The following is a 26,487-nucleotide window of genomic DNA, read 5'->3' on the forward strand; positions in this document are numbered from 1 at the left end:
CAGCCATGGCGACAGCCGTCTTGGCGAGCAGACTTTTCGGCGCAACCGCCCATTTTCGTAGGAACTGAATTCAGGACGTTGAAACGCCTACCGCCGCATGGATCCAGTATCGATGAAACGCTGGTGCCATGACAGGGCCTCGCCAGGCAGGGACGGCGATTGCTGACCGTATGAATGATCCCTGGCGCGTCGAAAATAGTCCCACAATCCGGCCTTGTAATCGGGGTGGGCGCAATTCTCTATGATCACTTTTGCACGCTGCTTGGGAGAGAGGCCACGCAAATCCGCCAGTCCCTGTTCGGTCACGATCACCTGGACGTCCTGTGCGATGTGGTCGACATGGCTGGCTTGTGGGACGATGGCGGATATCTTGCCCCCTTTGGCGGTGGAAGGGGTCATGAAGATCGAGATATAGGCATTGCGAGCAAAGTCACCCGACCCTCCGATGCCGTTCTGGATGCGCGAGCCCATGATGTGCGTAGAGTTCACATTGCCGTAGATATCGGCTTCGATCAGGCCATTCATGGCCAAGCACCCCAGACGGCGGATCAATTCGGGATGGTTGCTGATCTCCTGCGGTCGCAAGACCATCTTGTCGCGAAAATCCGTCATTGCGGCATTGAGCCTCACTGCCGCCTCCGGGCTGAGAGAAAAAGCCGTCGCGGAGGCTACGCGCAGCTTTCCAGCCGCCAACAGGTCGAGCATGCCATCCTGGATCACTTCAGTATAAGCGGTCATGTTCTCGAAAGGTCCGTCGAGGAGCCCGCCGAGAACGGCATTGGCGACATTCCCGACGCCGGATTGTATCGGCAACAATGAAGCCGGAAGGCGCGCCTTTGCGACCTCGTGCCGAAGGAATTCCAGAAGATGTCCGGCAATGGCGTGTGCCACGTCGTCGGGTGGTGCGAATGGCAGATTGCGATCGGGGGCAGAAGTCTCGACGATCGCCACGATCTTCTGCGGATCACAGCGCAAATAGGGTTCGCCGATGCGATCGTCGGCGCGCACGAGCGGGATGGGAACGCGATGAGGTGGCAGCGCGGTGCCATAATAGATGTCGTGCATGCCCTCGAGCGCCGCATTTTGCCAGCTATTGACCTCGAGAATCACGCGGTTCGCCCGATCGAGCCAAGTCTTGTTGTTCCCGACTGAGGAGGACGGGATCAGCGCGCCATCTGGCCGGATCCCAGCAATTTCGATGACAGCGACGTCGAGGGCTCCAAGAAATCCTTGCCATGCCATGGGGGCGACCTGGCTCAGATGCATGTCGAAATATTCCATCTCGCCGCGGTTGATCATCTCGCGGGCAATTGGATCGGAATTGTAGGGTAGGCGAAACTCAATGCCGTCCGCCTTTGCCAGTGCTCCGTCGAGCTCGGGGCCTGTGGAGGCGCCTGTCCATACACGTACGCGAAAGGGGGTGCCAGCTGTGTGCTCGGCCTCAATGCGCGCTGCCAAGGCAAGCGGGACGGCCTTGGGATAACCCGAGCCGGTGAAGCCGCTCATGCCGATAGTGTTCCCAGACGCAATGAAGCGAGCAGCAGCCTCTGCACTCATCACTTTAGCACGTAGGCTCGCATGGCCAATTCGTTCCAAGGATATTCTCCTTCTGATATCGAAAATTTCACCCGCAGAGATGTTTATTAATCGTAAAATGTAGATAACACTAATCGAATTAATGCGTATTTTGTAATATATAATGCGATATAAAGTATATAATCTTGAATATTACATATTTTTGGGTTCCTATGTTAAAAGGTAGGATTTCTAAAACTATATTTCGGATTATCTATCGTTTTCTCAGATTGCTGCAATTTGAGATATGTGAATTGAGCCAAATCAATGTCGCGAACCTACCCCCTCATATAGTTCCTCGGATTTCATCCGAGGGGCATGTTTATGGCCACGACCGATCTTTCTCAATCGACGTCACCTGTGTCGGCGCGATCGAGCCGGAAATTACGATTGGGAGCTCTTACGGCGCTGGTCATCGGATCCATCGTGGGCTCGGGCGTTTTCAGTCTGCCTCAGAACATGGCGGTCGGCGCAGGCCCGCTGGCCATATTGATCGGTTGGGCGATAACCGCGGCAGGCATGCTCGCACTGGTCTTCGTCTACCAATCTCTGGCGACGCGCCGGCCCGATCTCGATGCCGGTCCCTATGCCTATGCCAAGGCGGGATTCGGGCCATTCGTCGGTTTCAATAGCGCTTGGGGATACTGGATCAGTGCCTGGGTCGGCAATGTGTCTTATGCAGTAGTCGTTTTCAGCGCGCTCTCCTATTTCTTTCCCGTTTTTGGCGATGGAAATAGCTGGCAGGCGATCCTTGGCGCTTCCGTCCTGCTTTGGGTGGTGCATGGCCTGGTGTGGGCCGGCGTTCGCCAGGCGGCGGTGATCAACCAGATCGTTACGATCGCGAAGATTGCCCCGATTGTCCTGTTCATTGCGATCGTAGCGGTAGCCTTCAAGCTCGACGTGTTCTCCGCGGATTTCTCCGGGCTCGCCGACTTCAAGCTTGGTTCCCTGACCACGCAGGTAAAAAGCACCATGCTCGTGACCCTATGGGTCTTCATCGGCATCGAGGGCGCCAGCGTTCTGTCCGAGCGGGCTGAACAGCGCAAGGACATCGCCATTGCTACCATACTTGGTTTTCTGACCTGTCTCGGGCTCTATATCCTGGTGTCATTGCTTTCTCTCGGTGCCCTCAGCCGTCCCGAACTTGCGGCATTGAAAAACCCATCGATGGCAGGCGTTCTGGAAGCTGTGGTCGGTCCCTGGGGAGCGATTGTCATCAATCTCGCCCTTGTGGTCTCGGTCGTTGGTGCCTTTTTGAGCTGGACGCTTCTTGCCGCCGAGATCCCTTATGCAGCCGGCAAGGACGGCACCATGCCGCGCTTCTTCGCCAGGCAGAACGAACGTGGCGTGCCCACCGTTTCCCTTCTGATCACCAACGTCCTCGTCCAGGCCTTCCTGCTGATCACCTTTTTCGCGCAGAGCACCTATCAGGCCCTGTTTTCTATCGCCTCCGTGGCCATCCTGGTCCCCTACATCTTCTCGGGTGCCTTTGCAGCAAAGCTCGCGTTCTCCGGTGAGGGCTACAGGCCCGGGGAAAATCGTATCGCAGCCCTGATCATGGGGGTGGGAGCCACCGCCTATGGGATCTGGCTGGTTTACGCGGCGGGCCTGGCTTTCCTGTTCATGTGCGCAGTCCTCTACGCTCCGGGAGTGATCATCTACGTCTGGGCGCGACGCGAACGTGGCGAACCTATCTTCAGACCGATCGAAGCCGTGCTCGCGGCAGCTATGGTCATCGCCGGAGCCTACGCCGGGTATCTGTTGTGGGTCGGCGCCATCAAGCCCTTCTGAACCGTAAGATCAATGTTCAAGGAAACGACGGATGAGTACGCTGGGTGTGCATTCCGAAACAGGTCGGCTGAGGGAAGTTATCGTTCATCGACCGGATCTGAGCCTGAAACGGCTCACCCCGGACAATTGCAAATCGTTGCTCTTCGATGACGTGCTATGGGTAAAGCGTGCCAGGCAGGAACATGACGTCTTCGTCGATGCCCTGGAGGAGCGCGGTGTAACCGTTCATGATTTCGGCACGCTTTTGGCCGAAACCCTGGCTCTGCCAGAGGCGCGCAGATGGCTGCTCGATCGCAGGGTGACGGCTGGCGTCGTTGGTTGCGACATGGTGGGAGAGCTCCGAGCCTGGCTCGGGGAGAAAACGGCGGGCGATCTGGCGATCATGATGATCGGCGGGATAGCACGCGGCGAATTACCCTTTCAGCCCACAGGCGTGTTCGGCAGGTCGCTCCTGGAGCAGGATTTCGTGCTCCCCCCGCTGCCCAATCAGTTGTTCACGCGTGACAGCTCCTGCTGGATCTATGGGGGTGTTTCGGTCAATCGCATGTATTGGCCGGCCCGCCGACCGGAAAGCGCCAATATGGAGGCGGTTTATCGCTTCCATCATCGGTTTCGAGAAGCCGAACTGCCCTTTTTCTCCCTCGGCGAAGACAGCGAGGGCATCAGCCTGGAAGGCGGGGATGTCATGCCTGTCGGTGGCGGCGTCGTTGTGGTCGGCATGGGTGAACGCACCACGCCGCAGGCCGTATCGGCCTTGGCACGCAAGCTGTTTGCGACCGGGGAGGCGAGCTGCGTTATCGCCGCGCTCATGCCTCGCGAACGCTCGTTCATGCATTTGGATACGGTGTTCACGTTCTGCGACCGGGATCTCGTCACCATGTACCCCCCGGTTGTTGAAAGACTGCGAACCTTCACCCTGAGGCCGAGTGAGACGGACGCGCCCTTGCTGGTCACCGAAGAAAACGAGCCGTTCACCGAAGTCGTCAGACAGGCTCTCGGACTGAAGTCTCTGCGGATCGTCGCAACGGGTGGCGACACATATGAGGCCGAGAGGGAACAATGGGACGACGGCAATAACGTCATCGCGGTCGAACCTGGGATCGTCATCGCCTATGACCGTAATGTCTATACCAACACGCTGCTGCGACGGGCCGGGGTGGAAGTCATCACCATCGAAGGAGCTGAGTTGAGCCGCGGCCGAGGGGGAGGGCACTGCCTGACCTGTCCCATCGCTCGTGATCCGCTTTGAGAGATTTCAATACGAAGGACTTTTGTCATGCCCGTCAATCTGAAGGGACGCAGCATCCTCTCGCTCGACGATCTCTCGCCGGCCGAAATTCGTTTGCTGCTGCAGCTTGCCCTTGATCTCAAGACCGCCAAGCAGACGGGCACGGAAGTTCCCCGCCTGACACGCAAGAACATTGCTCTCATATTCGAGAAGGATTCGACGCGCACACGATCGGGCTTCGAAGTTGCTGCTTATGATCAGGGCGCCCATGTAACCTATATCGGGCCTGCGGGCAGTCACATCGGTCATAAGGAATCGATGAAAGACACCGCTCGCGTGCTTGGCCGCATGTATGATGCGATTGAATATCGAGGTTTTGGACAAGATCAGCTCGAACTGTTGGCCACGCACGCTGGTGTCCCCGTGTATAACGGATTGACCGACGAGCATCATCCAACACAGATCCTGGCGGACTTCATGACGATGCGTGAGTTCACGCACAAACATCTGTCTGACGTCGCGGTGGCTTTTGTCGGTGAGGGGCAGGACAATGTCGCCCGTTCGCTGGCGCTGGGAGCTGCGAAGGTCGGCATCGACATGCGGATCGCCTCGCCCAGGCAATTATGGCCTGATGCGGCGTTCTGTACCCATGTTGCTGATCTTGCTGAACACAGCGGCGGACGCTTTCGGATTGACGAAGATGTCGAAAGCTGTGTGCGGGGGGCGGATTTCATTTACACGGATGTCTGGCTGTCGATGGGAGAAGCAGAGAGCCAATGGGCTGAGCGTATCCGATTGCTGTCCCCCTATCGCATCACCACAAAGCTCATGGCCGCCAGCGGCAATCCCTTCACGAAATTCATGCATTGCCTGCCGGCGTTCCACGATGCCAGCACGGAAGTCGGCGTTCGCGTGCAGAACGATTTCGGCATTGATTGCATGGAAGTCGAGGATGCCGTCTTCGAATCGCAAGCATCCATCGTTTTCGATCAGGCGGAGAACCGCATGCATGCGATCAAGGCCATTCTGGTCGCCACGATCGGGTGCTGACATGCGCATCGTGGTTGCTCTGGGCGGAAACGCACTGCTGCGGCGTGGCGAGCCGATGAATATGGAAAATCAGCGCAGGAATGTTGGCCAGGCGGCAGGCGTCATCGCGAAACTGGCTTCGGCCGGCCATTGTCCCATCGTTACCCATGGCAACGGACCTCAGGTGGGATTGCTGGCACTTCAATCGGCGAGCCAGGCTGGCGCAGAGCTTCCGCTGGATGTGCTTGATGCCGAAAGCGCGGGCATGATCGGATACTTGCTGCAGCAGGAGTTGCGCAATGCGTTGCCGGGCAGATTGGTTGCAACGGTGTTGACGCAGGTTCGCGTCGATGCCGCTGACCCGGCCTTCCTGCATCCGACCAAGCCGATCGGACTGCTCTATGAGGAAGACGAGGCGCATCGCCTCTCCAAGGCGTGCAACTGGCAGATGGCGCAAGACAATGACAAATGGCGCCGCGTCGTGCCTTCACCGCGCCCACTTGAGATCCTTGAGCATGAGGTGATCTCCATGCTCGTCGATCGGGAGGTTATCGTCATATGCGCGGGCGGGGGCGGAATTCCAGTTCGCCAAACCGATGCTGGCGCTCTTGCCGGGGTTGAGGCCGTTGTCGACAAGGATCTCGCTAGCTCACTTCTGGCGCGTCAGTTGAAAGCGGACCTGCTGCTCATGCTGACTGACGTCGATGCGGTTTATCTGGATTATGGTTCTGCTCGGGCACGGCCGCTCGGGACTATCAGTGCGGACGACATCAGGCATGAGGATTTTGCGCCAGGTTCCATGGGACCGAAAGTCGCCGCCGCCGCCGAATTTGCAAAATTCAGCGGGAAGACAGCCATTATCGGACGCTTGGAGGAGGCGGTTGATCTGGTGAGCGGGAAGGCCGGCACACGTATCCACGCCGCAGCTTCTTCTCCGGTTCTGGTTCGGTAAGCCCGGGGCCGCTAGGCGAGGGCGGCGCTTGCCAGAGGAGATGTGCCTGACGCTACTTCTTGAACGAAAGCGCACCATAGTAGTCGGGCAGAGACAGTCTGGTCGATATCAGGTCACATAAATATTGGGCATGCCTTTGGCTTTCCTGACGTTCCTCCAGGCTCCAGCTTCGAGGTTGCCGGAAATGGATGGAGACAATGCCGATAGCCCTGCCCGAGGTTACCAGGGGAATGGACTGGACTGCCCGGAACCCGGTTTCGCTGGCTATGTCCAGGTGGGGGCGAAAAGCCGCTTCGTCCCGAACGTCCTCAATCCACACAGCGGAGCATCCCTCGAGCGCTTTGCCGCAGGCCGAACCGTCGCCATTTGTGACGGTGGTGAAGTGATCGAGGAAGGGTCTTTGGAAGTTAAGTTGGGCGGCAATCAGGAGACATTCGTGCTCGGGTTCGTATAACTGAATATTTCCAAAGTCGGCGCGCTCTATTTCGGCGGTATGCCTGAGAAGAGTATTCAGAAAATTCGCGACCTGCGCATCCTTGGCGACTTGGGCTCGAGCAGATGCCTCTTCAAGCTCAGTAAGTTCAGCCTCTACGCTGTCGAGCATAGCTTGCAATATTCTGCAGCGATCGGTGTTATCCTCTGTTTCCAGGAGTTTGCGGAAATGAGACGCATTTTCGCGCAGGATGAAGCGGTGCATGGGGACTCTCGCTAGACGAGATGGTTGCACACAAATTTTCAACTTCAGATTGCAGCTATATTCTCACATAAGCTTAAGTTATAAAGATACAATACGTTCCTATTTTATAAAGCAAATATCACTTATATAAATTGCAAAAATGTTCCACAGGGTGGCTAGCTTGGGCCTGAAGCCCCCTACAATACACCTCAATAGTGCCGCTGACCACTTGAACCTTCAACCGGAAGTGCATTCGACACGGAGAAGATTGCGCTGGTTCGCTGCAGTTCCTGCAGGTCGACCGATGCTTTGATGTGAGCAGCGGTTGGGCTGGTGGTTCTCCTTCTTCGGTTTGGGAGGTTTGTCCGCCGCCGCGGAAGGGGCAGTTACGCCCCGGATGCAGCCCAGTGTATCTACGACACCCGGTGTCGCGCGACGGCATAGCTCCCTGACAGCCGGCAGGCTGCGATCTATCTCGGGCCAAATTTCCTTTCCGGTGATCTCACTCGACCAGGAAGTGCCCTTCCGTGGAGAAGAAAATCAGGTTTTGCCGATAAAACAAGGGGATGGACAGGACAGGCTCGTTGTTTCGATAGCCCTGGATTGGAGGGCCGATAACGGCCTTGTGCTTGGCTAGGTAGCTTTCCCAGATCGTGGGAAAATCCATACCTTCAATGAGCATTTGATTGCATCGTCCTGCAAGGTCGTCTGTCGTGTTCATTTCACAGGTGTCATCGGTGTTGCTGTCATTCCGCAAGGGTATGAGGCCATGCCTTGGTATGTCCTTGATCCAGATCAAAGCACAAGCTTCAAACAAACCTGTTTCGGGGCTTGAGGTTTCCGCTTGTAACGCAAGTATACCGGTATGCCTGCCGCGGGACATCGCCTGGTCAATCCAATCCGCGCATCCTGACTGCGCGTCATCGCAAGACGCCCCTGCATCCGCCTCATATGTTGAGGCCGGCAAGATACATCCTTATCGACAGCACGATGACGATGATGCCCATCAGGGTATCGCTCCAGGCCAGCGTGCCGATACTGGTAAAGCCCAGCAGCCACGGCGATACGACAAGCCAGACGCCAACAAGCGTGGCCATCCAGTCTTCCCACAAATGATCAACAGCAAGGCCGATGAAACCCAAAGTGATCATTGCACCACCAGCCAGATAATGGCTCCAAGCGATCGCATCGGAAATTGTCTCGGCTTGGGGACGATGGGTGGTTATCCATGGCGACAGCATCACGTAGACCCCGGTCAAGATCAGCAGCCAGCGGCCCGATAGACGTCTGTTCACTGTAACCTCCCTGGTTCGCCTACCCGGAATGGTCCAGGCCAGTATCTGGTAAGAGATCTCCCGTTTCCCGTCGTCACGCATTGAGGCAAGTCAATTCAACCTCGTCAGTTGCTTCAGCTTCTCCTTCCTGGGATCCGTCTTGCATGGATGTCCTATTGATGCGCAAGGTCTGCATGCCCGAACAGCCTGAACTGGCCGTGGGTGCGGTGATGGACGGATACCAGCCAATCATCATCGGCAATGAGGCCATCATTCCTATGGCACGTATCTCCGTGACTGAATTCGAGGCTGCCTGCCGACGTGAGCCGGCTGAAATCGAACGCAGGCGCCGGTGCTATCTGGGAGATCGTTCGGCCCAGGACGTTTCTGGCCGAGTTGCCATTGTCGTTGATGATGGGATTGCGACCTGTGCCACCATCCGAGCCGCTATTCATGGACTGCGCTATCGCAAGCCGCGCAGGATCGTTCCTGCGGTATGGATGGCACCACGCGGCGAACTCCTGTGGCTGCGAAAAGTGGCTGACGATGTCGTTTGCCTAGAGGCGGATTATTTTTCAGTAATTGGTTCCTGCTACCGTGGTTTTCGGCAGCTCGACGACAAAGATGTGCTTGCACTGCTCCAGCAAACACGTGCAGGCGAGCCCACGGGGGGCGAAGCTCAGCTTGATTCCTTTTGTTTCTGTCAGAAAAGAGTGTGCGTATTTGAGCTTCTTTCTCCATGATCGTGGGGAGCAGCACGTCTCATCGGCACCAGACTATCTTGGCCTTTTCACGTGGGGTCGGTTGGGGACGCGTCTTGCAATGGCCAAGAGCGATCGGAGCTACCGGGCGCCAACTTGTGGGAATCGCCAGCGTGGCCTTCGTCGCAGGCTCGTTCAGCCATGCCCGAGACAGGCCGATCCAGCATGTACCCAATCCCCTCGAGTGCGCCGCCAGCATGAAATTCCCGCCCGCTAGGCAGCAATCCTCTGCCGATTGCATTTGGTCGTCCACGGCGCAGATGATGACGAGGGCACTCGCGCCGTGGAAAACCTCAAAAGCGACATCGGCAAGATGTCCCAACAGGGGCGAGTCCGGGGGGAGATGGTGCAGTGCATGTCGCTTTGCGTCCGCGGACAGCATGTGTAGGCGTTCCCTGCCATTGACGACGGCAAAGGCCCAAGGTTGTCGATTGACAGCGCTCGGCGCCAGAATCGCAGCCTCGATAAGGTCTTCGATGAGGCCGTTGTCGAGAGGTTCATTCGTGAACTCTCGCACCGCGCGCCGGCTTCGCAAGGCATCCATCAGTTCCATCGCTATCTCCTTCTAGCCTACGCTGACACTCAGGGCCGTCGGGATCCTTGATGCAGGACAAGGCATGATCAGGTATTGGCAGGATAGCTCTGCCAATGGTTCATCGCTTGCCGGAATGGAACGCGGATGACAGTCTGGTCTCCAGCAGAGGAGTGAGCCGTGCAAGATTTCTCATGTCTCTACAGCCATGATTTCGTACGCGTAGCATCATGTGTGCCTCGTTCGCGAGTAGCCGATCCGGATTTCGCCGTCCAGGAATGCCTTCGCCTAGCCCGTCAGGGAGATGCTGATGGCGCGGCACTCATGCTGTTTCCTGAGCTCGGACTGTCGTCGTATGCGATCGACGATCTGCTGCTTCAGGACGCTTTGCTCGAAGCTGTCGACAAGGCCATCGATCGACTTGCCAAAGCAAGTGCTCGCCTCTATCCGGCCCTCGTCATAGGAGCTCCGCTCCGGCACGAAGGACGACTTTACAATTCAGCGATAGTCATCCATCGCGGTCGCGTTCTGGGCGCGGTTCCCAAGACCTATTTGCCGAACTATCGCGAGTTCTACGAGCGACGTCATTTCGTCTCCGGAGCCGGGGTGGCCGGGGGAGCGATCCTGGTTGCCGGCCGCAATGTGCCTTTCGGTGTGGACCTGCTCTTTCGTTCGAGTGGATCGGTACCTTTCACTTTTCACGTGGAAATCTGCGAGGACATCTGGATACCGTCTCCGCCGTCAACGCGTGCGGCACTGGCGGGCGCCGAGGTTCTGCTCAACCTGTCCGCCAGCAACATAACTATTGGAAAGGCGCGGACACGCCGTCTTCTATGTGCCAGCCAATCATCGCGAACGATCGCCGCCTATGCCTATTCGGCGGCCGGGCCCGGTGAATCGACCACCGATCTGGCCTGGGACGGCCATGCGGCCATATTCGAATATGGCAGTCTCCTCGCCGAAACGGAACGCTTTCCACGCGACAGCATCTTGGTTGCCGCGGACATCGATCTTGGCCGCCTGCGCCAGGAGCGCATGCGCGTCAACAGTTTCGCCGATTGCGCACGCGAGGAAATCGGGCACGGTCCTCCCTGGCGCGTGATTGGCCTGTCCCTCGATCGACCAGCCCGGTCGGTTCCCTTGCGGCGTGTGATCGAGCGTTTTCCGTATGTGCCTGCCGATGTGTCGCGCCTCAAAGAGGACTGCTACGAGGCCTATAACATCCAGGTCCAAGGCCTGGCTAAGCGTCTTTCTGCAACGGGCTTGCGCCACGCTGTGATCGGCGTTTCCGGAGGGCTCGATTCAACCCAGGCCCTTATCGTCGCAGCACGAGCCATGGATTTGCTCCAGCTGCCGCGCAAGAACGTGCTTGCCTATACGCTCCCCGGTTTTGCCACAACTGAAAGGACAAAGACGAATGCCTGGGCCTTGATCAAATCCATCGGTGCGACCGGTGAGGAAATCGACATCCGACCGGCCGCCAGGCAGATGCTCGCAGACCTCGATCACCCTTTCAGCAAAGGGCAGGCTGTTTACGATGTGACATTCGAGAACGTGCAGGCAGGACTGCGTACCGACTATTTGTTTCGCCTTGCCAATCGCAACGATGCGCTTGTGGTCGGCACGGGCGACCTATCCGAACTGGCCCTGGGCTGGTGCACCTTCGGCGTCGGCGATCACATGTCGCATTACAACGTCAATGCATCCGTTTCCAAGACGTTGATCCAGCATCTCGTTCGTTTTGTCGCGCGCTCCGGGGACATGAGCGAGGAGACAGCGCGCCTTCTCCACGCAATCCTGGCCACGGAGATTTCGCCGGAACTCGTCCCGGCAGAGGAGGGGGCCGGCATCCAATCGACACAGGCCATCATTGGCCCCTACGCGTTGCAGGACTTCAACCTGTTCTACCTGACCCGTTATGGCTTCAGGCCTTCCAAGATTGCCTTCCTGGCCCAGCATGCCTGGGCCGATGCTGAACATGGAGGCTGGCCGGTCGATATGCCGGCGACCGATCGACGTGCCTATTCGCTTTCGGAGATCCGACATTGGCTTGAAGTATTCCTCAAGCGTTTTTTCTCCAATCAGTTCAAGCGCTCGACTTTACCCAACGGTCCGAAGATTACATCTGGCGGATCCTTGTCACCAAGGGGAGACTGGCGAGCACCCTCCGATGCTCAAGTTGGATTGTGGCTGGCTGAGCTCGCCGAGAATGTTCCGGCCGATTGAGACATTTGCCGGCCTGCTTGGCCGGTGAACTTTGATTGGCTGCAAAGCGTCGGCGTTCACGCGAGGATCGAACGGGTTTTCTTGTAGAACATTGCTGGATCATACCGGTGAAGACATCTCTTCTTCACGTCCGCGAACAACTCTTTGCCCCGCGAGGTGTCCATGAGTTTCCGTAACCACCGTGCGCTGAGACTGATGCCCCTTGTCGGAATGAAAATAGATCACGACCCAGTCATGAGCTTTGTCGAACTCATGTGCCCGGGCAGAGTTGGAAAATAGTGCCGTAAAATGCCATGGACCGCGATCGGTATGGAAAACCGGCAACCAGGCTTCCCCCCGCGGGTTGAAGCGTCTCGGCGTGATCTTTTTCAGCTGATTGGACTTTGCCTTGAGCCGATATTCCCTGTCCACGTCAAGTAGAACCGCAACCTCGGGCTCATCAGCCAGGCGGGTACGAACGGGTTGGCTGCGCGCCAACATTTGGCTCAAGACAGCTCGAAGAGCAGCCTGCCGCCGCGGGCCCACGCCCTTGATAGATAGATGCCCTTTTTGATGGAGTGCTGCCTCCAGTTGTTCCAAGGTTTCAGCGTGGCAAGCATCGTGAAGACGACTTGCCAGAATTGGCCCCACCCCTGGAATAGTACGAAAGACATCCACGGGCTCCGCTGATCCACGCAGCCGTCGCAGGTAGACCCATTGCCCCGTCGTTGCCATCTCCGCCAGACTCGCGGCGATGTGCTCGCCCACGGCCGGGATGGTCTTCAGCGCTTCGAGGCCACCGGTCTCGAACAACTCCTGTGCATCCTTGTCCGCTGATGCAATCGCATCAGCAGCCCGTCGGTAAGCGGCCACACGAAAGGGGTTGTCGTTTTGTCGTTCAAGGAGCGTTGCTGCCTCGCGCAACCAATCGGCCGCCATTTTGTTGAAGGAAAAGGTCCTTCGATCCCCTTGAGACTCCGACATGTCGATTTCCCGTGGCGGCTTTCTTTGCCCCGACCGGCAGGAAATCTCGTGAGAATGCCGATCATTCATTGGAGCGGCGGTCTGCCGGGCCCGATTTCCCGGCGCCACTATCAAGGCAATCGCCGTAGCCGTAATTGACGCAGATCAAATCTGGGCAGAAAGGATTTTTACGTGAAAATTCATTTTTTTGACTGGATTTTAGAATTTATAGTATTTTAATACTGAAATTATATTCGAATATTCATAGATATTGTAAATGAATTTCTGGTTTAATAGGTATAATTTACTTTTGGAGGCAGGCATGGAAGGAAAGGCGATCCTTGCAAGGAATCGCTATGAAGCAGATTGGCGGACGATGATTCAGATCAATGCCAAGATCGAATATACCGCCGAAGATCCGTGGAGCCAGCACGAAAAGTCCACTTCAGATCACGAGACAACATCCGGCGGAGAGCCATTGGCATGGTAGATCGGGACGACATTATCGCTGCAGCGACTGCTTGCCTCATGACTGGACTTCCCGCCGGCACCAGTGGGCGGGAGCTGTCCAGGTGTCTGAGCCTTTATAACGAGATTATGCGCCTAGACGATGTGGGGGAGCGGGAGATCACAGCCAAGCTGCTTGAAAGCCGGCTGAACTGGCCGCGGAGCAACGTTGATGGCAAACTTGCCCAGCTCTTGAGGATGGGCGTGGTGACCATGCGGCGGCAGAAAAAACATGATGGCTCCGTTTGCCGGTTTGTATACAGGCCGGCGATGGATATCGAGCTCCCGGGGAAAATCCCGGCGATGGCAGTATAATTGGCCATCCATAGGCTGTTACGTCAGCTTTCCACGCCCTGAAGGCACCTGAGTCAGGGCAGGGGCCTCTATGGCCCTGTGGGACGGGATAGGCTCTCGGTAGTTGATTGGGAACAGCTTCGCTGCGGGCGATAGATCCGAGACGTTGCGGGGAATTTGATCCGGATCAACGCGTCGCGCTGGTCGCCGCGGCAGAATGCGAAAATAGCCTGGAGTTCCTTCAATGACGATGATGGCTTATCTTCCGGTGCCCTTGAAGCGTTTGTTCAATCGGATCGATGCGACCGCGACTGATTCACATCTTGAGGTGGCCTTGACCTATTGGCAGGAGCAAAGAGGCCGGAATGTCTTTCCAGGTCGCGCCGACATGGATTCCGAGGTCCTTGAGCTTTGGCCCTTTCAGGCTCTCCTTTGCCCTCGAGTAAACGGGTTGCCGGCTAACTGGCGGTTGGAAACCAGCTTTGGCGGTGGCAGGGAATGGCTGGTCGTGCCGCTTGATGGTGCGTTGGCTCATTCCAGGCCAGTCCGTATTGCGGTGCGACTGCGACTGTTGATGGATCATGCAGTCGAAACGGGCGAGCCGGTACTCGGTACGTTCGTAGCGACGGTTGCCGGTCAACCTCTTGCATTCGAGATGCTGGCAGCGCCACTTGCCGAGAATCACCGTCGGGTCGATGCGATGTTCTACGCCATCGGGCTTCGTCAAGGCTCACTGGCGACAGTCACAGGTATGGCGACTGAGCCAGCAAACGTCATCCAGGCCTGTGCCTGAGACACAGCTGATCATCCTGCTGGCGCGTCGAGCCAGCAAACAACCCACCTGGTATTGCTATCATGGCGAAGGCTGAATTGGTCCGGTGGTTTGATTCCATCCGGCTAAGCGACGTTCCATTGGTCGGCGGCAAGAATGCCTCTCTCGGGGAGCTCCATTCGAGCCTTTCGTCCCATGGAATCAAGGTGCCGAATGGTTTTGTGCTGACCGCGCATGCCTATCGCGAGGCTTTGACTCAGGCAGATGCCTGGATGCCACTGCGGCGATTGCTCGGTGGCCTCGACAAGAATGACCTTGCCGCCTTGGCGCGGTGCGCGCGCGAAGCGCGTGAGATCGTCTATGCGGCCACCGATGCTGACTGGCTGCGCGGCGAAGTCCTGCAGGCCTATTCGAGGTTGGAAGTCGAATATGGCTCGAACATTGCCGTGGTCGTAAGAAGTTCGGCCACCGCGGAGGACCTGCCTACAGCCAGCTTCGCCGGCCAGCATGAGAGTTTTCTGAACGTCTGCGGGGCGCAAGCCGTGTTCGAGGCATGCCGGCGCTGTTTCGCATCGTTATTCACGGAGCGTGCGATCTCCTATCGCATCGACCAGGGCTTCGATCATTTCAAGGTCGCTCTGTCCGTTGGTGTCATGAAGATGGTTCGCTCGGATATCGCGACCAGTGGTGTCATGTTCACCCTCGACACGGAGACCGGCTTTCCGGACGTGGTATTCATTACGGCTGCTTACGGACTGGGTGAAAATGTCGTTCAAGGTACCGTCGACCCTGATGAATTTTACGTCCACAAGCCGACTTTTCAGAAGGGTTATCGTGCCATCATTCGGCGTAATCTCGGGCAGAAGGCTCGACGGCTGATACTGCGTCGGGGCCGGAACGCAAACACCACTCGAAATATTGCGACACACCGTGGGGAGCGGATGCGTTTTTGTGTCGATGACGCCGATGTCATGACTTTGACCGAGCACGCCTTGCAGATCGAGGCTCACTACTCAAAGTTGGCGGGGCGCCCGACGCCGATGGATATCGAATGGGCCAAGGACGGAATCGACAATCAGATCTACATCGTACAGGCCCGCCCCGAGACCGTTGCTTCCCAAAAGGACAAGGGTGTCATCGAGATCTTCTCGCTCGAGAAGCCGGGAAAATTGCTTGCATCGGGGCACGCGGTGGGGGAGCGCATCGCCACTGGCCGGTGCCGCCTCATCAATGGCGCTGCGGATTTAGCGGCCGTCGAGGAAGGAGAAGTCCTGGTCTCGCGAGGAACCAGCCCGGACTGGGAACCGATCATGAAGAAGGCCGCAGCGATTGTTACCGATCATGGTGGGCGGACATGTCATGCGGCAATCGTTGCGCGTGAACTCGGCCTTCCTGCGGTCGTCGGAACGGAAAATGCGACGCAGATTCTCGTGTCGGGGCAGTCCGTTACCGTATCCTGCGCCGAAGGAGAAGTCGGCGCAATCTACGAGGGTGAAGTAGCTTGTCACGTTACGCGGATATCGACAAGGGATCTGAAACGACCGCGCGTGTCAGTCATGGTCAATCTGGGAGATCCGGGCCTGGCTTTCCGAACGGCCCTGTTACCCAATGACGGTGTCGGTCTTGCCAGGTTGGAATTCATCATCAATGACCATATCGGTATCCATCCCATGGCGGCGGTCGCTCCGGAACGATTGCGCTCCGCAGTGGTGCGCAGGCATATAGCCAGGCTCACCACTGGCTATTCTTCTGCATCGGCTTTCTTCGTCGAGCGCTTGTCGGAAGGAGTGGGGACCATCGCGGCTGCGTTCTACCCCAAGCCGGTTATCGTTCGGTTGTCAGATTTCAAGACAAACGAATATGCCCACCTTCTCGGTGGCAGTGAGTTCGAACCCCGGGAAGCCAATCCCATGCTCGGTTTTCGGGGAGCGGCTCGTTATACCCATCCTGCTTACGCAGCCGGCTTCGCATTGGAATGCGCGGCTTTACAGCGTGTCCGAGAAACGATGGGCCTGGATAATCTGCGTGTGATGGTGCCTTTTTGCCGGCGCGTAGAAGAGGCCAAGCGGGTCCTCAGGAGTCTGGGGGAGAATGGCCTGAAAAGGCACGCGAACGGTCTGCAGGTCTACGTCATGTGTGAAATTCCGAATAATATCATTGAGATCGACGAGTTTGCTCGCTATTTCGACGGTTTTTCTATCGGTTCAAATGATTTGACCCAGCTCATTTTAGGGGTCGACCGCGATTCAGACATCGTTGCCTTCGATTTTGACGAGCGCGACCCAGGAATGCTGACGGCCTTCCGTCAAGCCATTGAAGGGGCACATCGCAATCACCGCCACATCGGCATCTGCGGCGAGGCTCCTGCAGTCTATCCGAAAATCGCGCGTTACCTCATTGGGTTGGGTATAGATTCTCTAAGCGTAAATCCCGATTCCCTGTTCAAAACCATGGCGACTGCCTTCGCGGCAGAGCATCGATCCAAAGTAGCGGTTTGAGAGAGGGTGACTGCGTCATCACGGCCGCTTTATCGCTTCACGTCGGCGCTTGTCCCGTGCCTATTCGCGCTTATCGGGAGATGCTCCGCATATGCTGGCACCGGACGCCCGCGGACTCAAATAACGGCGCATCCCGGGCAATGCGGTCTTTACGGACAGGAGGGAGCGTGCCCCCGATCGATTGGAACCCCAGGCCGGCGATATCGAGCCCAGCTAGGCTCGGAACCGGATGGGCGGGTAGCTCTGCACGTCGCTGACGAGACGATCGACGTCCTCCCGGGCACACAAGCGGGTTCCGGGCTGAAGGAGTGTCGCGGCGCTGGCCGCCACGCCGTAATGGGCTGCATCTTCGATGGAGCATCCGGCGGCCAAGCCCCACACAATGCCTCCAAGGAAACTATCGCCGGCACCGACAGTGCTGAGGGCGGTGACGCGCAACGCAAAGACCTTCAGCGCAATGTTTGCCGTTACCAATAAAGCTCCCCGGCCTCCGAGCGACAAAGCCGGGATATCGAGCTTGCCGGATCCAATCAGGTCACGCCCCGCGTCAATCTGAGCCTCCGTGTCGGGCAGTGCCTTGCCCATCAGTGCTTGAAATTCTCGAAGGCTTGGCTTGATCATGTGCACATGTTCCTCAAGGGCCAAGGCCAGAGGCAGGCCGGAGCAGTCGAGAACAAATTCCGAACCGGAGGATCGGGCGATCTTGGCGCAACGGGCATAGAAGTCATCCGGGACGCCCGGTGCGAGGCTGCCACTGGCGATCAAATATCGTTTGCCGATAGCTGACATCCCGACAAGATCGAGGAAGGCGCGCCATTCGTACTCGGTGAATTCCGCACCTGGGAGAATGAAGCGATATTGGTGGCTGCTGCATTGTTCGGTCACGGTGAGGTTCTCACGGGTGACGGCTTGGAGCGAAAACGTCTCGCTGACGATACCCTCGGCGGCAAGAAGATCGACGAGAGCTTTCCCTGCATCTCCTCCGGTCGCGTACAAGGGCGTCACCGATCCACCGAGCCTGTGAACGGTTCGGGCAACGTTGATTCCTCCTCCCCCCGGATCACGGATGGGGGTGCGACAGCGTAGTTTGTGATCAGGCACGACCTCATCAACTATCGCCGTCACGTCGAGAGCGGGATTGATGGTCACGGTAAGAACACTCGCCATGCCGACATTCCCTGATCTGTGTTCCCAGCTTATGGCGGACACGAAGATGTGAAATTTTTCAATTATTATATATATTTACAGGATAAATTTATGTATAAATTTATATTTAAAATGCAGATAATTTGAATTATCGTGGATTCTTGTTATGTTTTGTTTAGATTATCCAGGCATTTGGTGAATTTATCCTTTATTTCTTCGGAAGGGGGTTGGGATATTATAATGGTATGCGCCGTGCTTTTCGATCCTGAAAGCGTCAAGATCAATTTGAAATTGCCGTCGGTGAATGCCTGAAAAAAGGCTTGCGCGACAGCACCCTCCAGGGTTGCAACCATGAGGCCGGCGTCATTCGAAATCACATGCCCCATCTGTTTGGAGGACGTGAAGAGCCGTGACCGAAGCGATATCGTTGAAATCCTTACCAAAGCAAGTTCGCCTGATGGGGCGCGTTTGGCTGCGGAGGTGATGAAGCCGACGGCAAGCGAGCCGTCTGATTTGCTGAGACCTGCAAATGCCGTCACTGCTACGAATTGAGGTGTGATCGGATTTGCTAGATTGAGTGTTATTTCACACAATAGAAGGTCATCGTTTTCTTCGAAATTGTAACTATATGCGGATTTATCCGGCCGAATTGTATCCGAGAAGGCTGGAGCCACGGCCGATACAAATAGAAATCCAGTAATATGAATCACGATGGCAATGGATTTCATGATCTATTCTCCAGCTTAATCGAGCTCGGTCACGATAATATAAGAAGAATCATCGATGATTGATCAGAGTCAAAGGATCTTAAATATAAGGTGGAACGCAGATGCGTGGGAAGAAGTCAAAAGTCTACACCACGGTCTGGCGCATGAGAGGGGCACCCTCACAGCACCCTTCGACGATCTGGCCGCAACGGATGCATCTGAAGTAGCCGCGCTCCTCTCGAGCCAGGCCACCACATATCGGACAGGGGTAGGAAGGCGGTCAAGGGGGCACTTCCTGGCCGCGCGAGGGCGTGTGTGCCGGAGGAGAGGATACATGCCCGCTCTGGTCGAATTGGAACTGAGGGTGCATTGACCACCTGGCGCTTCATGCGATGAAAGGGACTCCTTTGCCGGAGGGCGCTTCGGCCTGCGTTGAGATGGATCAATCCCATGCCACGGACTGCCTGCCTCTTGAGTTGTCCATCGCTTGGAAGTGCCTAGCCGTTCGCGACATGAAGTGGGACGGTCCGGAGCATTGCCCCGTCACTCTCACTCGGTGGGGCAGCAGACAATTCGTCTTCCCCTCCGAAGCGAGCGCATTGGAAATTGCATCGTGGCGGAGGATTGACCTCGATCAATGCAGGGTGGCGGAGGGGCATCTACACTGCGTGCTTAACTTGGACAGCCTTTGCTGATCAATCCGCAGATGGAAGAGAAGGGCGGTCGTGGCAGGAGTTGTCGTCATAACCATAGCAATGTCACGCTCTTTACGTGACTTCCGGCAATCGCACTGAACGACAATTTCGCGCTTCTGAGAGAGGAGCAGATCATGGCGGACTATCGAGATCTATCTATTCCACTTGAGACAATTGACTTCATCGTCACTAAAGCCCGCCAGTATGCTGCAAAGGATGCGGTTACAGAACCCAGCCCGGCATCCAATCCCAGCGATGACGGAATGCTCGGCGTGCTTGAGGATCATAGAGACGACCCCGTGCGCATAGAATTGTTCAATGTGATCGGGGATCTGAATGAGGATGAGAAAGCCGACCTTGTTGCATTGGCCTGGCTGGGACGGGGCGATAGCGACGTCGATGGTTGGGGGGAACTGCGTGCAGAGGCGTTGCGGGTTCGCAATGAACGAACCGCCACATATCTCCTGGGCATGCCTCTGTTGGCAGAGTATCTGGAAGAGGGCCTTTCCTCGTTAGGCGCGTCGTAATTTACTTCTTTACTTAAATCTTATGTTCTTGCAGTAAGTATAATTATATAAATTATATAATTTGCTATATATGAAAAATTACTTTGGTTTTCTAGATCTGTACCGAAGCTGGTGACGGCCATACAACATGCAAGAGGTGACGTCGATGACATATGACAAGGTGCCCTGGCATGGCTGGGTTCTCGTGTGCGATGGATCCAAAGCGTTGATCATAGTCAACGATGGTGATCCCGACCTGCCTAACTTCAGACTGATCGAGGCTCATTGCCAGCCAATTCCACCGGCCCGCGAGCTTGGCGATGACCGGCCCGGAAGAAGCTATCAGTCGGTGGGTAATGCTCGCAGTTCCATTGATCAGGTAGATCATCACCAAGCCGCGGAAAGAGAGTTTCTTACCGGCATTGCCGCGCGTATGGATCAGCTGGCCCAGGATAATCCGATCAAGAGCCTGACGCTTGTGGCCCCGCCAAAGGCTCTGGGGTTATTGCGGGAATGCCTTTCGCCTTTGACACAGGCGCGCGTTACTGGCGAACTCAACAGGGATCTGACGCATCTTCCGCTTGATGAAATCGGGAGGCATTTGAAGCAGTAGAAGAAAGCGGTCCGTTCCTCGGTGCGATGCTGGACGGTGACCAAGGCGGCTTTCCGGCAAGGATCGTGTTTAATGTCGGGTGATGCCATCCTCGTCCTGCTCGCTGTATCGAGCTAGGCTCTTGGGAGAGTGAAGTGGAAAACAGTTCCTCCGCCCGTATTCGGTTCCGCCCAGATGTGGCCGCGATGGGCTTCCTCGATCGTCCGGCAGATCGACAGACCCACGCCCATTCCATGCGCCTTTGAAGTGACGAATGGCTGGAACAGCTTGGCGGCGACTTGCTCATCCATGCCGGAGCCGGTATCGGCGATGCCGATTTCAACGAGCTTGTCGTCACGTACCATCGTGAATACGTCCAACTCACGTCGAGGCTGCCCGTCCATGGCCTCAACCGCGTTACGGATCAGGTTGAGCAAGACCTGCTGCACTTGGATCTTGTCGACAATCACCAGATCCGCTGCCGGATCGAGTTGGTAGCGGGGGATTATCGCCAGATCCTTCGCCCCGACCAGCGCGAGCGCGCCGGCCTCCTCAACAATTTTCGATAAGCTTTCGATCGATTTGTCGCTTTCGCGCCGTCTTACGAATTCACGCAGACGATTGATGATCTGGCCGGCGCGCAAGGCCTGCTCCGCGCCTTTGTCGAGAGCTTCGGAAAAAGCCGCTTTTGGTGGTGGGATTTCACTTTCCGGCAAGCGGCGACAACCCTTCAGGTCGTTCGATATTGCGGCCAGGGGGTGATTGAGCTCATGCGCCAAATTCGAAGCCAGTTCGCCAAGCGCAGTATATCGCGATACATGCACCAACTCGGCCTGCAGCTCCTGAAGCCGGGCTTCTGTCTTTTGACTTTCGGTCAAGTCACGGATGAAGCCGGTGAAGTGGCGTCCTTCTTCGCCTGTCAGTTCGCCGACATTCAGTTCCATCGGAAAAGTCGAACCATCCTTTAGCGCACCCAACACAATCCGGCCGATGCCGACAATGCGTTTTTCGCCTGTCGCCAGATAGCGTGCAATGAAGCCGTCGTGGTTTTCCCGATAAGGCGAGGGCATCAACATCGAGACGTTGCAACCAATCACTTCGCCAGCGCTGTAGCCGGTTTGTCGTTCAGCTGCGCTGGAAAAGGAACGGATGAGTCCTCGTTCATCGATCACGACGACTGCGTCCGGCACCGTCTCCAGGATCGAGCGTAAATGCGCCTCCCGCTCGTGGGCTTGCCTGGCCGCGCCAGCCAGCGCCTGCCCAACCTTATTGACTTCTTCGATTGCCGTCTTGACCGGCGAAACCCCTTCCCTACACCTCGTGGCCGCTCCTGCATCTGCGAGACTATGGATGGACTGGGAGAGGGACGCCCCGATCCGGAATGCAAGAACGATTGCCAGGGCCACCAGGATCGCACCGATTGCAGCGAGCGTCAGCAGCGCCTGACACAGTGGAGCGTCCAAAAGAGATTTGGGGGCCCCACCGCTACGATCCAATCGGCAAGTACCGGCTTGGCATAGGCCGTTCGAAATTCAATACCTTCCAGATTACGTCCTGTGCGGATTTGTCCGTCTCGTCGATCTCTGGTGGCGTTCGAGGACATTTCGTCAACGAACTGCTCGTGTTTGCTGGATCGGGCAACGATGGCACCCTTGTGATCCACTATTACGGCCAGCCAATCGGCCGGCAGGTTCATCTGTCTCGTCACGTCCGCAAGCCGCGCCGCCGGAATACCCACGGAGAGAAAGTAAGCAACTTCGCCATTCTTCAGTACCGGAACCATGACGACGATCACCCAACGATTGTTCATCGGTCCCTTGATTACGTCGGAAACGATGGGCGCCCTTGGTGCGCAGGACGATCTGCTCGGATGCAGAAATGTCGGGGTTGCCGCCGTCAAGCGGCATTCCCCATGGCACGGACGAATTCATCAGCTGCAATTTACGACCGGGTGCTCGAAGGACGATATTGGCTCCCAAGGCGGCATAGATTTTCATCGCGCGGGGATAAAAGCCCTGGATGTCGCCGGCTTGAAGCTCCGGCGACGTGGCAAGCGCCTGCTGCATCAGAAGATATGAACCAAGCTTTCTGTCGACGGCGATTGCAAGCTGCCGAGTTGCCGATAGGGCGCGTTCGTCGACGCGCTCACGCTGGGCAATCACGTAGTAGCCTGCCGGAACACCGGAAAAGATCAGAACCGGTAGAACGAGTGCCGCAGCGAACTGTAAAAGATGGGTCGATATCGACCGGGGATGTCTGCTTCCAGCGAGAGAAGCACCTCCCTCGCGAAGGTTGCCCTGCAGGCCCGGCCCGGTTGTCGGCGACCGATGTTCGGGAGAAGAACCTGCCATTTTCCGCGCGACTTTCGGCTCAGTTGAAATCCCTGCCCCATACAATTATTCGAAGGCCTCGGGAGCCGATGGCCCAGCCAACGGCTCAGATGATACATCCCGGCAGGCACGAAGATAAATGTGATTTGTTGCGCGGAATCGTTGGTCTGGCTTTCACACCATGCCGATCAAGCGCACATACTGGAGTTGAATTGGATCGATCTGGCCATCATGCAAGATTTGCGCTTTGGCTCAACCAGGAATGAACATCGCCGTAGCGGCCAAAGCCATAATCACGGTGCCGACCCAGCCGAGAATGATGATCGAGCGAGGGGCGACGAACTCTCCCATCACGGATCGGTTGGAAGCCAGCAATATCACTACGATCATCAGAGGGACGGCTACGATGCCGTTGATGACGGCGCTCCAGAACAGAGCTTTCATGGGGTTGATCGGCGAGTACTGAATGATCAGACCGAGAAGAACGCTGATCGCGATCACGCTGTAAAACCCCCTGGCGTCCGTCACCTTCAACTCGAGCCCTTCCTTCCACCCCATCGTTTCGGAAAGGGCGTATGCGCCGGAGCCTGCAAGGACTGGTACGCCGATCAGTCCCACGCCCAGAATGCCGAGAGCGAACAAGACAAAGGCGAAGTCGCCGGCAAGTGGTCTGAGGGCATCGGCTGCTTGGGCCGCCGTTTGGATATCCTTAATGCCGACGACATTGAGCGTCATGGCTGTCGCTAGGATGATGAAATAAGCCGTGATGTTGGAATAGAACATGCCACTCCACGTGTCCCAGCGTATTCGCCGCAGCTCAGCACCGGCGCGGGGCTCATCGCTCAGCAAGGGAGGAATTTCATGCCCGCGGTGCATGTCTTCCACTTCCTCCGACGCCTGCCAAAAGAAAAGGTATGGACTGATGGTGGTTCCAAAGATTCCCGTCACGACCGCGGCGGCGTCCGAGTTGAGGGCGAATTCCGGCCAGATCGTTCTCAGTCCAACTTCTCTCCAGGGAACATGGATGGTAAACAGGACGGCCGCGTAAGCGAGCAGGGAAAGCGTAAGCCATTTGAGCAAGACGACATAACGGTGATAAGGAACAAAGACCTGCAACAGCAGGGTTGCAAAGACAAAGAGCATGGTCATGAGGTGACGGCTGAACCCCGTGACGAGTTCTGCGACCTCACCCATTGCTGCCACATCGGCCGCGATGTTCAGTATGTTGGCAAGGAGAAGGAGCGCCACCACGCCTCGAACGACTGCGGACGGGAAAGCTTGCTTAATGTTGGCTGCCAATCCCTTGCCGGTGACCCGCCCTATGCGGGCGCACATGGATTGGATGGCAGCCATCAAGGGAAAGGAGAGCGGCATCGTCCACAACATGCCCAGGCCGAATTGGGCCCCAGCCTGGGAATAAGTTGCCACCCCGCTTGGATCGTCGTCCGCAACACCGGTAATGAGCCCGGGTCCCACCCGCGCAAGTGGATGTTCCCTGAGGCGGCTCCACAATGTGCGCAGTGCTCTTGCATATCCCGCTTCGCCCATTTCTTCGGAAGATGACATGACTGCACCGTCTCCCCTCATTGTCCGAGCAGGCGTAATGGTCTTTTGCCGAACGGGACGTGCCTGACGACCTGCACGGGGGCATGAACGCGCGAGCCTGGATGGCGTGTTGGCTCGTCATGGTTAGGCGGGATGGAGGAGATTTTTCTTACGTCTGCCTCTGCCGCTCTCGGTTGAGATTCCCAGATCGATCAGGCGGCGTTCCACAGCCAAGGAACAGATGGCTCGGAGCGAGGCAGGGTCGGTCATGCGAGGGTCGCGTAATGCCTGGAAAGCCGCACGAATGACCCGCTCATTGTCCGATTTGGGTACCTTGTTTGCGACATACGCATAGAGTGGCGCACTGTGCAGTCCGCTCGCGGCGCCAGCCACCAGGGCTGCGTAGATCTTCTTCTTCGTTTCGCCCATGAAGTGTTTCTCCCTCGATCAGGCCGCCGGTTCTTTACGGAAATCGAGACAAGCATGTCACCGTGGGCGTGGCTCGCATTGACGATGATCAAGAAAGGACGAACTCGCGAAGTATTCTCTCAAAAAAGCGAACCTGCTTTTTTTGCGGCGTTGGCATCGCACTTGTGGCGTACCGGCAACATTTTTACCTTGGATTGCACGCCTCCGCCGGCGCGTCGCTGAGTCCAGAGCTGATTTCCATCAAAACCAGATGAAAGCAGCCGTGATGCTTTGATCTCATCGAGGGACCACGGCGCGAGAACTATATTAGGGGCAGATTGGTCTACGTCGATGCTGATAGCTTCAATCGTGCTCGTACCGATTTGGCATGCGATATCGTCCGGCCTTCTGCGCCGGCTGATGGTATCAGTGAGTGCTCCACGGATAGCGATATCACCGCCTGAGGAATGCCATTGCCATCGTCGGTCATTTCGATCGTGCGGAGACTGACTTGCGATTAACGAAGGCATGCTCTTGCGGGCCGCGAGGGCCCACGAATGCTGCTGGACGACGGGCGCCCTGTCGCGAAGCAAACCATGGATTTTGATCGCGCAAAACAGGCCGCTCTCACGCGCCCTATGTGTCAAATGACGATGCCGCTCAGAAGTTGCCGATTGCGTAAGACGATCGGGCGCGCGCTCGATAGCCCAAGAATTCCTTTGGTGTGGAGCTGGGAGATGATGCGTGAGACTGTTTCGAGTGTCAGTCCCAGATAGTCGCCAATATCACGGCGGCACATCGGCAGTTCGAACATGCCGGCGACAGCCAAGCGCCTATCCATTTCGAGCAGGAAAGTTGCGACGCGTTCTAGCGCCGTCTTCCGCTCGAGCAGGACCATGTGATCCTCGGTGTGCTTGAGGTCCCGTACCGCCAAGGTGCGTAAGGCGTTGGCGACATCGATATCATGGAGTGCTGCCGCCTCGACGCTCCTGCGACGAACCATGCGCACGGTCGTATCGACGACTGCATCGGCTGTTATGCGATGGGTTGGATCCGTTTCGAGGCCGAAGATATCTCCTGGCAAATGGAAGGCACCGACCTGTCGACGACCGTCATCCAGAAGCTTACAGGTGCGTACCGCGCCCCTGAGGACTTCATGGACATACTCTGCAGTTCGTTGTCGCCATAGATCTCCTCATTCTTGTCGTAAGTGTGGATCGTACCAACGACAGAGGGAGAAAGATTGAGACAGGATACACCAAGCAAATTGTGATGAATGGCTTGCGACAAAGCCGGAGCGGTTGTGTCCACTGTCGACGGGATGAGCATTGCGTTACCAGCGGACATCGTGATCATCTCCTGAAGGCGACAGACAACCAAATTGTAGATCCGAATGGGATATCGCGATATTTCGGTCGAATACCTAATACCAACCTGCGCTGATTAGAACCCACGGGCCCAATTGCGACGTCCGATGGTGATGATGTGCCAAGGCTGGTCG

Annotated in this window: 24 protein-coding genes and 1 pseudogene; 12 read left to right on the plus strand and 13 right to left on the minus strand. The window is 56.7% G+C overall.

Annotation, left to right across the window (positions count from 1 at the left end; translation table 11 throughout):
- Positions 1-87 precede the first annotated feature (87 nt).
- Positions 88-1,602, minus strand: a complete 1,515-nt coding sequence (scpC, locus tag U1R88_RS32825; protein WP_489671961.1) for a succinyl-CoA:acetate CoA-transferase ScpC — start codon at positions 1,600-1,602, stop codon at positions 88-90.
- 297 nt (positions 1,603-1,899) lie between these two features.
- Between scpC and arcD the strand changes: the two genes are divergently transcribed.
- Genes arcD through arcC form a run of 4 tightly spaced genes read left to right on the plus strand, consistent with a single transcriptional unit; the run spans position 1,900 to position 6,575 of the window.
- Entirely contained in the window at positions 1,900-3,366 is a 1,467-nt protein-coding gene (arcD, locus tag U1R88_RS32830) for an arginine-ornithine antiporter (protein WP_322435095.1), read from the plus strand.
- 31 nt (positions 3,367-3,397) lie between these two features.
- Complete coding sequence (locus tag U1R88_RS32835; protein ID WP_322435096.1) at positions 3,398-4,615, plus strand: arginine deiminase; 1,218 nt, start codon at positions 3,398-3,400, stop codon at positions 4,613-4,615.
- A gap of 27 nt (positions 4,616-4,642) precedes the next feature.
- Entirely contained in the window at positions 4,643-5,644 is a 1,002-nt protein-coding gene (argF, locus tag U1R88_RS32840; protein WP_322435097.1) for an ornithine carbamoyltransferase, read from the plus strand.
- Between the two features lies 1 nt (position 5,645).
- On the plus strand, positions 5,646-6,575 hold the full coding sequence (gene arcC, locus U1R88_RS32845; RefSeq protein ID WP_322435098.1) for a carbamate kinase: 930 nt from the start codon (positions 5,646-5,648) through the stop codon (positions 6,573-6,575).
- A 52-nt stretch (positions 6,576-6,627) separates the two neighbouring features.
- Here the strand turns inward: arcC and U1R88_RS32850 are convergent, their stop codons facing one another.
- The 3 genes from U1R88_RS32850 to U1R88_RS32860 all read right to left on the minus strand — a co-directional run bounded on the left by U1R88_RS32850 (position 6,628) and on the right by U1R88_RS32860 (position 8,546).
- Positions 6,628-7,272 (minus strand): GAF domain-containing protein, encoded by a 645-nt coding sequence (locus U1R88_RS32850; protein ID WP_322435099.1) that lies wholly within the window; start codon positions 7,270-7,272, stop codon positions 6,628-6,630.
- Between the two features lie 481 nt (positions 7,273-7,753).
- Entirely contained in the window at positions 7,754-8,218 is a 465-nt protein-coding gene (locus U1R88_RS32855) for a hypothetical protein (RefSeq protein ID WP_322435100.1), read from the minus strand.
- The gene (locus U1R88_RS32860) at positions 8,199-8,546 is read right to left on the minus strand and encodes an SPW repeat protein (RefSeq protein ID WP_322435101.1); all 348 of its coding nucleotides are present in this window, start codon (positions 8,544-8,546) and stop codon (positions 8,199-8,201) included. Before U1R88_RS32860 ends, U1R88_RS32855 begins: the two co-directional genes overlap by 20 nt.
- Positions 8,547-8,704: 158 nt before the next feature.
- Between U1R88_RS32860 and U1R88_RS32865 the strand changes: the two genes are divergently transcribed.
- Entirely contained in the window at positions 8,705-9,268 is a 564-nt protein-coding gene (locus tag U1R88_RS32865) for a phosphoribosyltransferase (RefSeq protein WP_322435102.1), read from the plus strand.
- 19 nt (positions 9,269-9,287) lie between these two features.
- Here U1R88_RS32865 and U1R88_RS32870 read toward each other — a convergent pair whose 3' ends face one another.
- Entirely contained in the window at positions 9,288-9,839 is a 552-nt protein-coding gene (locus U1R88_RS32870) for a nitroreductase family protein (protein WP_322435103.1), read from the minus strand.
- Positions 9,840-9,998: 159 nt separating this feature from the next.
- On the opposite strand from U1R88_RS32870, the gene U1R88_RS32875 reads away from it, so the two are divergent.
- Entirely contained in the window at positions 9,999-12,044 is a 2,046-nt protein-coding gene (locus U1R88_RS32875; RefSeq protein WP_322435104.1) for an NAD(+) synthase, read from the plus strand.
- 99 nt (positions 12,045-12,143) lie between these two features.
- Here U1R88_RS32875 and U1R88_RS32880 read toward each other — a convergent pair whose 3' ends face one another.
- Positions 12,144-13,007: a DNA-binding protein gene (locus U1R88_RS32880; protein ID WP_322435105.1), complete on the minus strand. Its 864-nt coding sequence runs from the start codon at positions 13,005-13,007 to the stop codon at positions 12,144-12,146.
- 301 nt (positions 13,008-13,308) lie between these two features.
- Between U1R88_RS32880 and U1R88_RS32885 the strand changes: the two genes are divergently transcribed.
- The 4 genes from U1R88_RS32885 (at position 13,309) to ppsA (ending at position 17,057) form a co-directional block, all read left to right on the plus strand.
- Positions 13,309-13,476: a hypothetical protein gene (locus U1R88_RS32885; protein WP_322435106.1), complete on the plus strand. Its 168-nt coding sequence runs from the start codon at positions 13,309-13,311 to the stop codon at positions 13,474-13,476.
- Positions 13,470-13,808, plus strand: a complete 339-nt coding sequence (locus U1R88_RS32890) for a hypothetical protein (RefSeq protein WP_322435107.1) — start codon at positions 13,470-13,472, stop codon at positions 13,806-13,808. The genes U1R88_RS32885 and U1R88_RS32890 overlap by 7 nt, the downstream gene beginning before the upstream one ends.
- Positions 13,809-14,031: 223 nt before the next feature.
- Positions 14,032-14,580 carry a PAS domain-containing protein gene (locus U1R88_RS32895; protein ID WP_322435108.1) on the plus strand — a complete coding sequence of 183 codons (549 nt, stop codon included), beginning with the start codon at positions 14,032-14,034 and terminating at the stop codon, positions 14,578-14,580.
- Positions 14,581-14,642: 62 nt separating this feature from the next.
- Positions 14,643-17,057 carry a phosphoenolpyruvate synthase gene (gene ppsA, locus U1R88_RS32900; RefSeq protein WP_322435109.1) on the plus strand — a complete coding sequence of 805 codons (2,415 nt, stop codon included), beginning with the start codon at positions 14,643-14,645 and terminating at the stop codon, positions 17,055-17,057.
- A 213-nt stretch (positions 17,058-17,270) separates the two neighbouring features.
- Here the strand turns inward: ppsA and U1R88_RS32905 are convergent, their stop codons facing one another.
- The gene (locus U1R88_RS32905) at positions 17,271-18,224 is read right to left on the minus strand and encodes a 1-phosphofructokinase family hexose kinase (RefSeq protein ID WP_322435110.1); all 954 of its coding nucleotides are present in this window, start codon (positions 18,222-18,224) and stop codon (positions 17,271-17,273) included.
- A gap of 143 nt (positions 18,225-18,367) precedes the next feature.
- Entirely contained in the window at positions 18,368-18,931 is a 564-nt protein-coding gene (locus U1R88_RS32910) for a hypothetical protein (RefSeq protein ID WP_322435111.1), read from the minus strand.
- Between the two features lie 808 nt (positions 18,932-19,739).
- On the opposite strand from U1R88_RS32910, the gene U1R88_RS32915 reads away from it, so the two are divergent.
- Positions 19,740-20,132: a DUF3775 domain-containing protein gene (locus U1R88_RS32915; RefSeq protein ID WP_322435112.1), complete on the plus strand. Its 393-nt coding sequence runs from the start codon at positions 19,740-19,742 to the stop codon at positions 20,130-20,132.
- Between the two features lie 145 nt (positions 20,133-20,277).
- Positions 20,278-20,724 (plus strand): host attachment protein, encoded by a 447-nt coding sequence (locus U1R88_RS32920; RefSeq protein ID WP_322435113.1) that lies wholly within the window; start codon positions 20,278-20,280, stop codon positions 20,722-20,724.
- Between the two features lie 113 nt (positions 20,725-20,837).
- Here U1R88_RS32920 and U1R88_RS32925 read toward each other — a convergent pair whose 3' ends face one another.
- From U1R88_RS32925 to U1R88_RS32945, 5 genes and pseudogenes are all read right to left on the minus strand, one after another.
- Positions 20,838-22,166 (minus strand): PAS domain-containing sensor histidine kinase, encoded by a 1,329-nt coding sequence (locus U1R88_RS32925; protein WP_322435114.1) that lies wholly within the window; start codon positions 22,164-22,166, stop codon positions 20,838-20,840.
- A 144-nt stretch (positions 22,167-22,310) separates the two neighbouring features.
- The gene (locus U1R88_RS32930) at positions 22,311-23,054 is read right to left on the minus strand and encodes a hypothetical protein (RefSeq protein ID WP_322435115.1); all 744 of its coding nucleotides are present in this window, start codon (positions 23,052-23,054) and stop codon (positions 22,311-22,313) included.
- A gap of 231 nt (positions 23,055-23,285) precedes the next feature.
- Entirely contained in the window at positions 23,286-24,599 is a 1,314-nt protein-coding gene (locus U1R88_RS32935; protein WP_322435116.1) for an NRAMP family divalent metal transporter, read from the minus strand.
- 123 nt (positions 24,600-24,722) lie between these two features.
- Complete coding sequence (locus U1R88_RS32940) at positions 24,723-25,007, minus strand: hypothetical protein (RefSeq protein WP_322435117.1); 285 nt, start codon at positions 25,005-25,007, stop codon at positions 24,723-24,725.
- A gap of 622 nt (positions 25,008-25,629) precedes the next feature.
- Positions 25,630-26,333 (minus strand): annotated as a pseudogene (locus U1R88_RS32945) (helix-turn-helix domain-containing protein).
- Positions 26,334-26,487: the final 154 nt, after the last annotated feature.

The sequence above is a fragment of the Labrys sedimenti genome, from assembly GCF_034424805.1.
GTDB lineage: Bacteria > Pseudomonadota > Alphaproteobacteria > Rhizobiales > Labraceae > Labrys > Labrys sedimenti.

Coding starts and splice junctions, on each gene's coding strand:
- arcD (WP_322435095.1), top strand. CDS start 1,900: ATGGCCACGACCGATCTTTCTCAATCGACGTCACCTGTGTCGGCGCGA.
- U1R88_RS32835 (WP_322435096.1), top strand. CDS start 3,398: ATGAGTACGCTGGGTGTGCATTCCGAAACAGGTCGGCTGAGGGAAGTT.
- argF (WP_322435097.1), top strand. CDS start 4,643: ATGCCCGTCAATCTGAAGGGACGCAGCATCCTCTCGCTCGACGATCTC.
- arcC (WP_322435098.1), top strand. CDS start 5,646: ATGCGCATCGTGGTTGCTCTGGGCGGAAACGCACTGCTGCGGCGTGGC.
- U1R88_RS32850 (WP_322435099.1), bottom strand. CDS start 7,272: ATGCACCGCTTCATCCTGCGCGAAAATGCGTCTCATTTCCGCAAACTC.
- U1R88_RS32865 (WP_322435102.1), top strand. CDS start 8,705: ATGCGCAAGGTCTGCATGCCCGAACAGCCTGAACTGGCCGTGGGTGCG.
- U1R88_RS32870 (WP_322435103.1), bottom strand. CDS start 9,839: ATGGAACTGATGGATGCCTTGCGAAGCCGGCGCGCGGTGCGAGAGTTC.
- U1R88_RS32880 (WP_322435105.1), bottom strand. CDS start 13,007: ATGTCGGAGTCTCAAGGGGATCGAAGGACCTTTTCCTTCAACAAAATG.
- U1R88_RS32885 (WP_322435106.1), top strand. CDS start 13,309: ATGGAAGGAAAGGCGATCCTTGCAAGGAATCGCTATGAAGCAGATTGG.
- U1R88_RS32890 (WP_322435107.1), top strand. CDS start 13,470: ATGGTAGATCGGGACGACATTATCGCTGCAGCGACTGCTTGCCTCATG.
- U1R88_RS32895 (WP_322435108.1), top strand. CDS start 14,032: ATGACGATGATGGCTTATCTTCCGGTGCCCTTGAAGCGTTTGTTCAAT.
- ppsA (WP_322435109.1), top strand. CDS start 14,643: ATGGCGAAGGCTGAATTGGTCCGGTGGTTTGATTCCATCCGGCTAAGC.
- U1R88_RS32905 (WP_322435110.1), bottom strand. CDS start 18,224: ATGGCGAGTGTTCTTACCGTGACCATCAATCCCGCTCTCGACGTGACG.
- U1R88_RS32910 (WP_322435111.1), bottom strand. CDS start 18,931: ATGAAATCCATTGCCATCGTGATTCATATTACTGGATTTCTATTTGTA.
- U1R88_RS32915 (WP_322435112.1), top strand. CDS start 19,740: ATGGCGGACTATCGAGATCTATCTATTCCACTTGAGACAATTGACTTC.
- U1R88_RS32920 (WP_322435113.1), top strand. CDS start 20,278: ATGACATATGACAAGGTGCCCTGGCATGGCTGGGTTCTCGTGTGCGAT.
- U1R88_RS32930 (WP_322435115.1), bottom strand. CDS start 23,054: ATGGCAGGTTCTTCTCCCGAACATCGGTCGCCGACAACCGGGCCGGGC.
- U1R88_RS32935 (WP_322435116.1), bottom strand. CDS start 24,599: ATGTCATCTTCCGAAGAAATGGGCGAAGCGGGATATGCAAGAGCACTG.
- U1R88_RS32940 (WP_322435117.1), bottom strand. CDS start 25,007: ATGGGCGAAACGAAGAAGAAGATCTACGCAGCCCTGGTGGCTGGCGCC.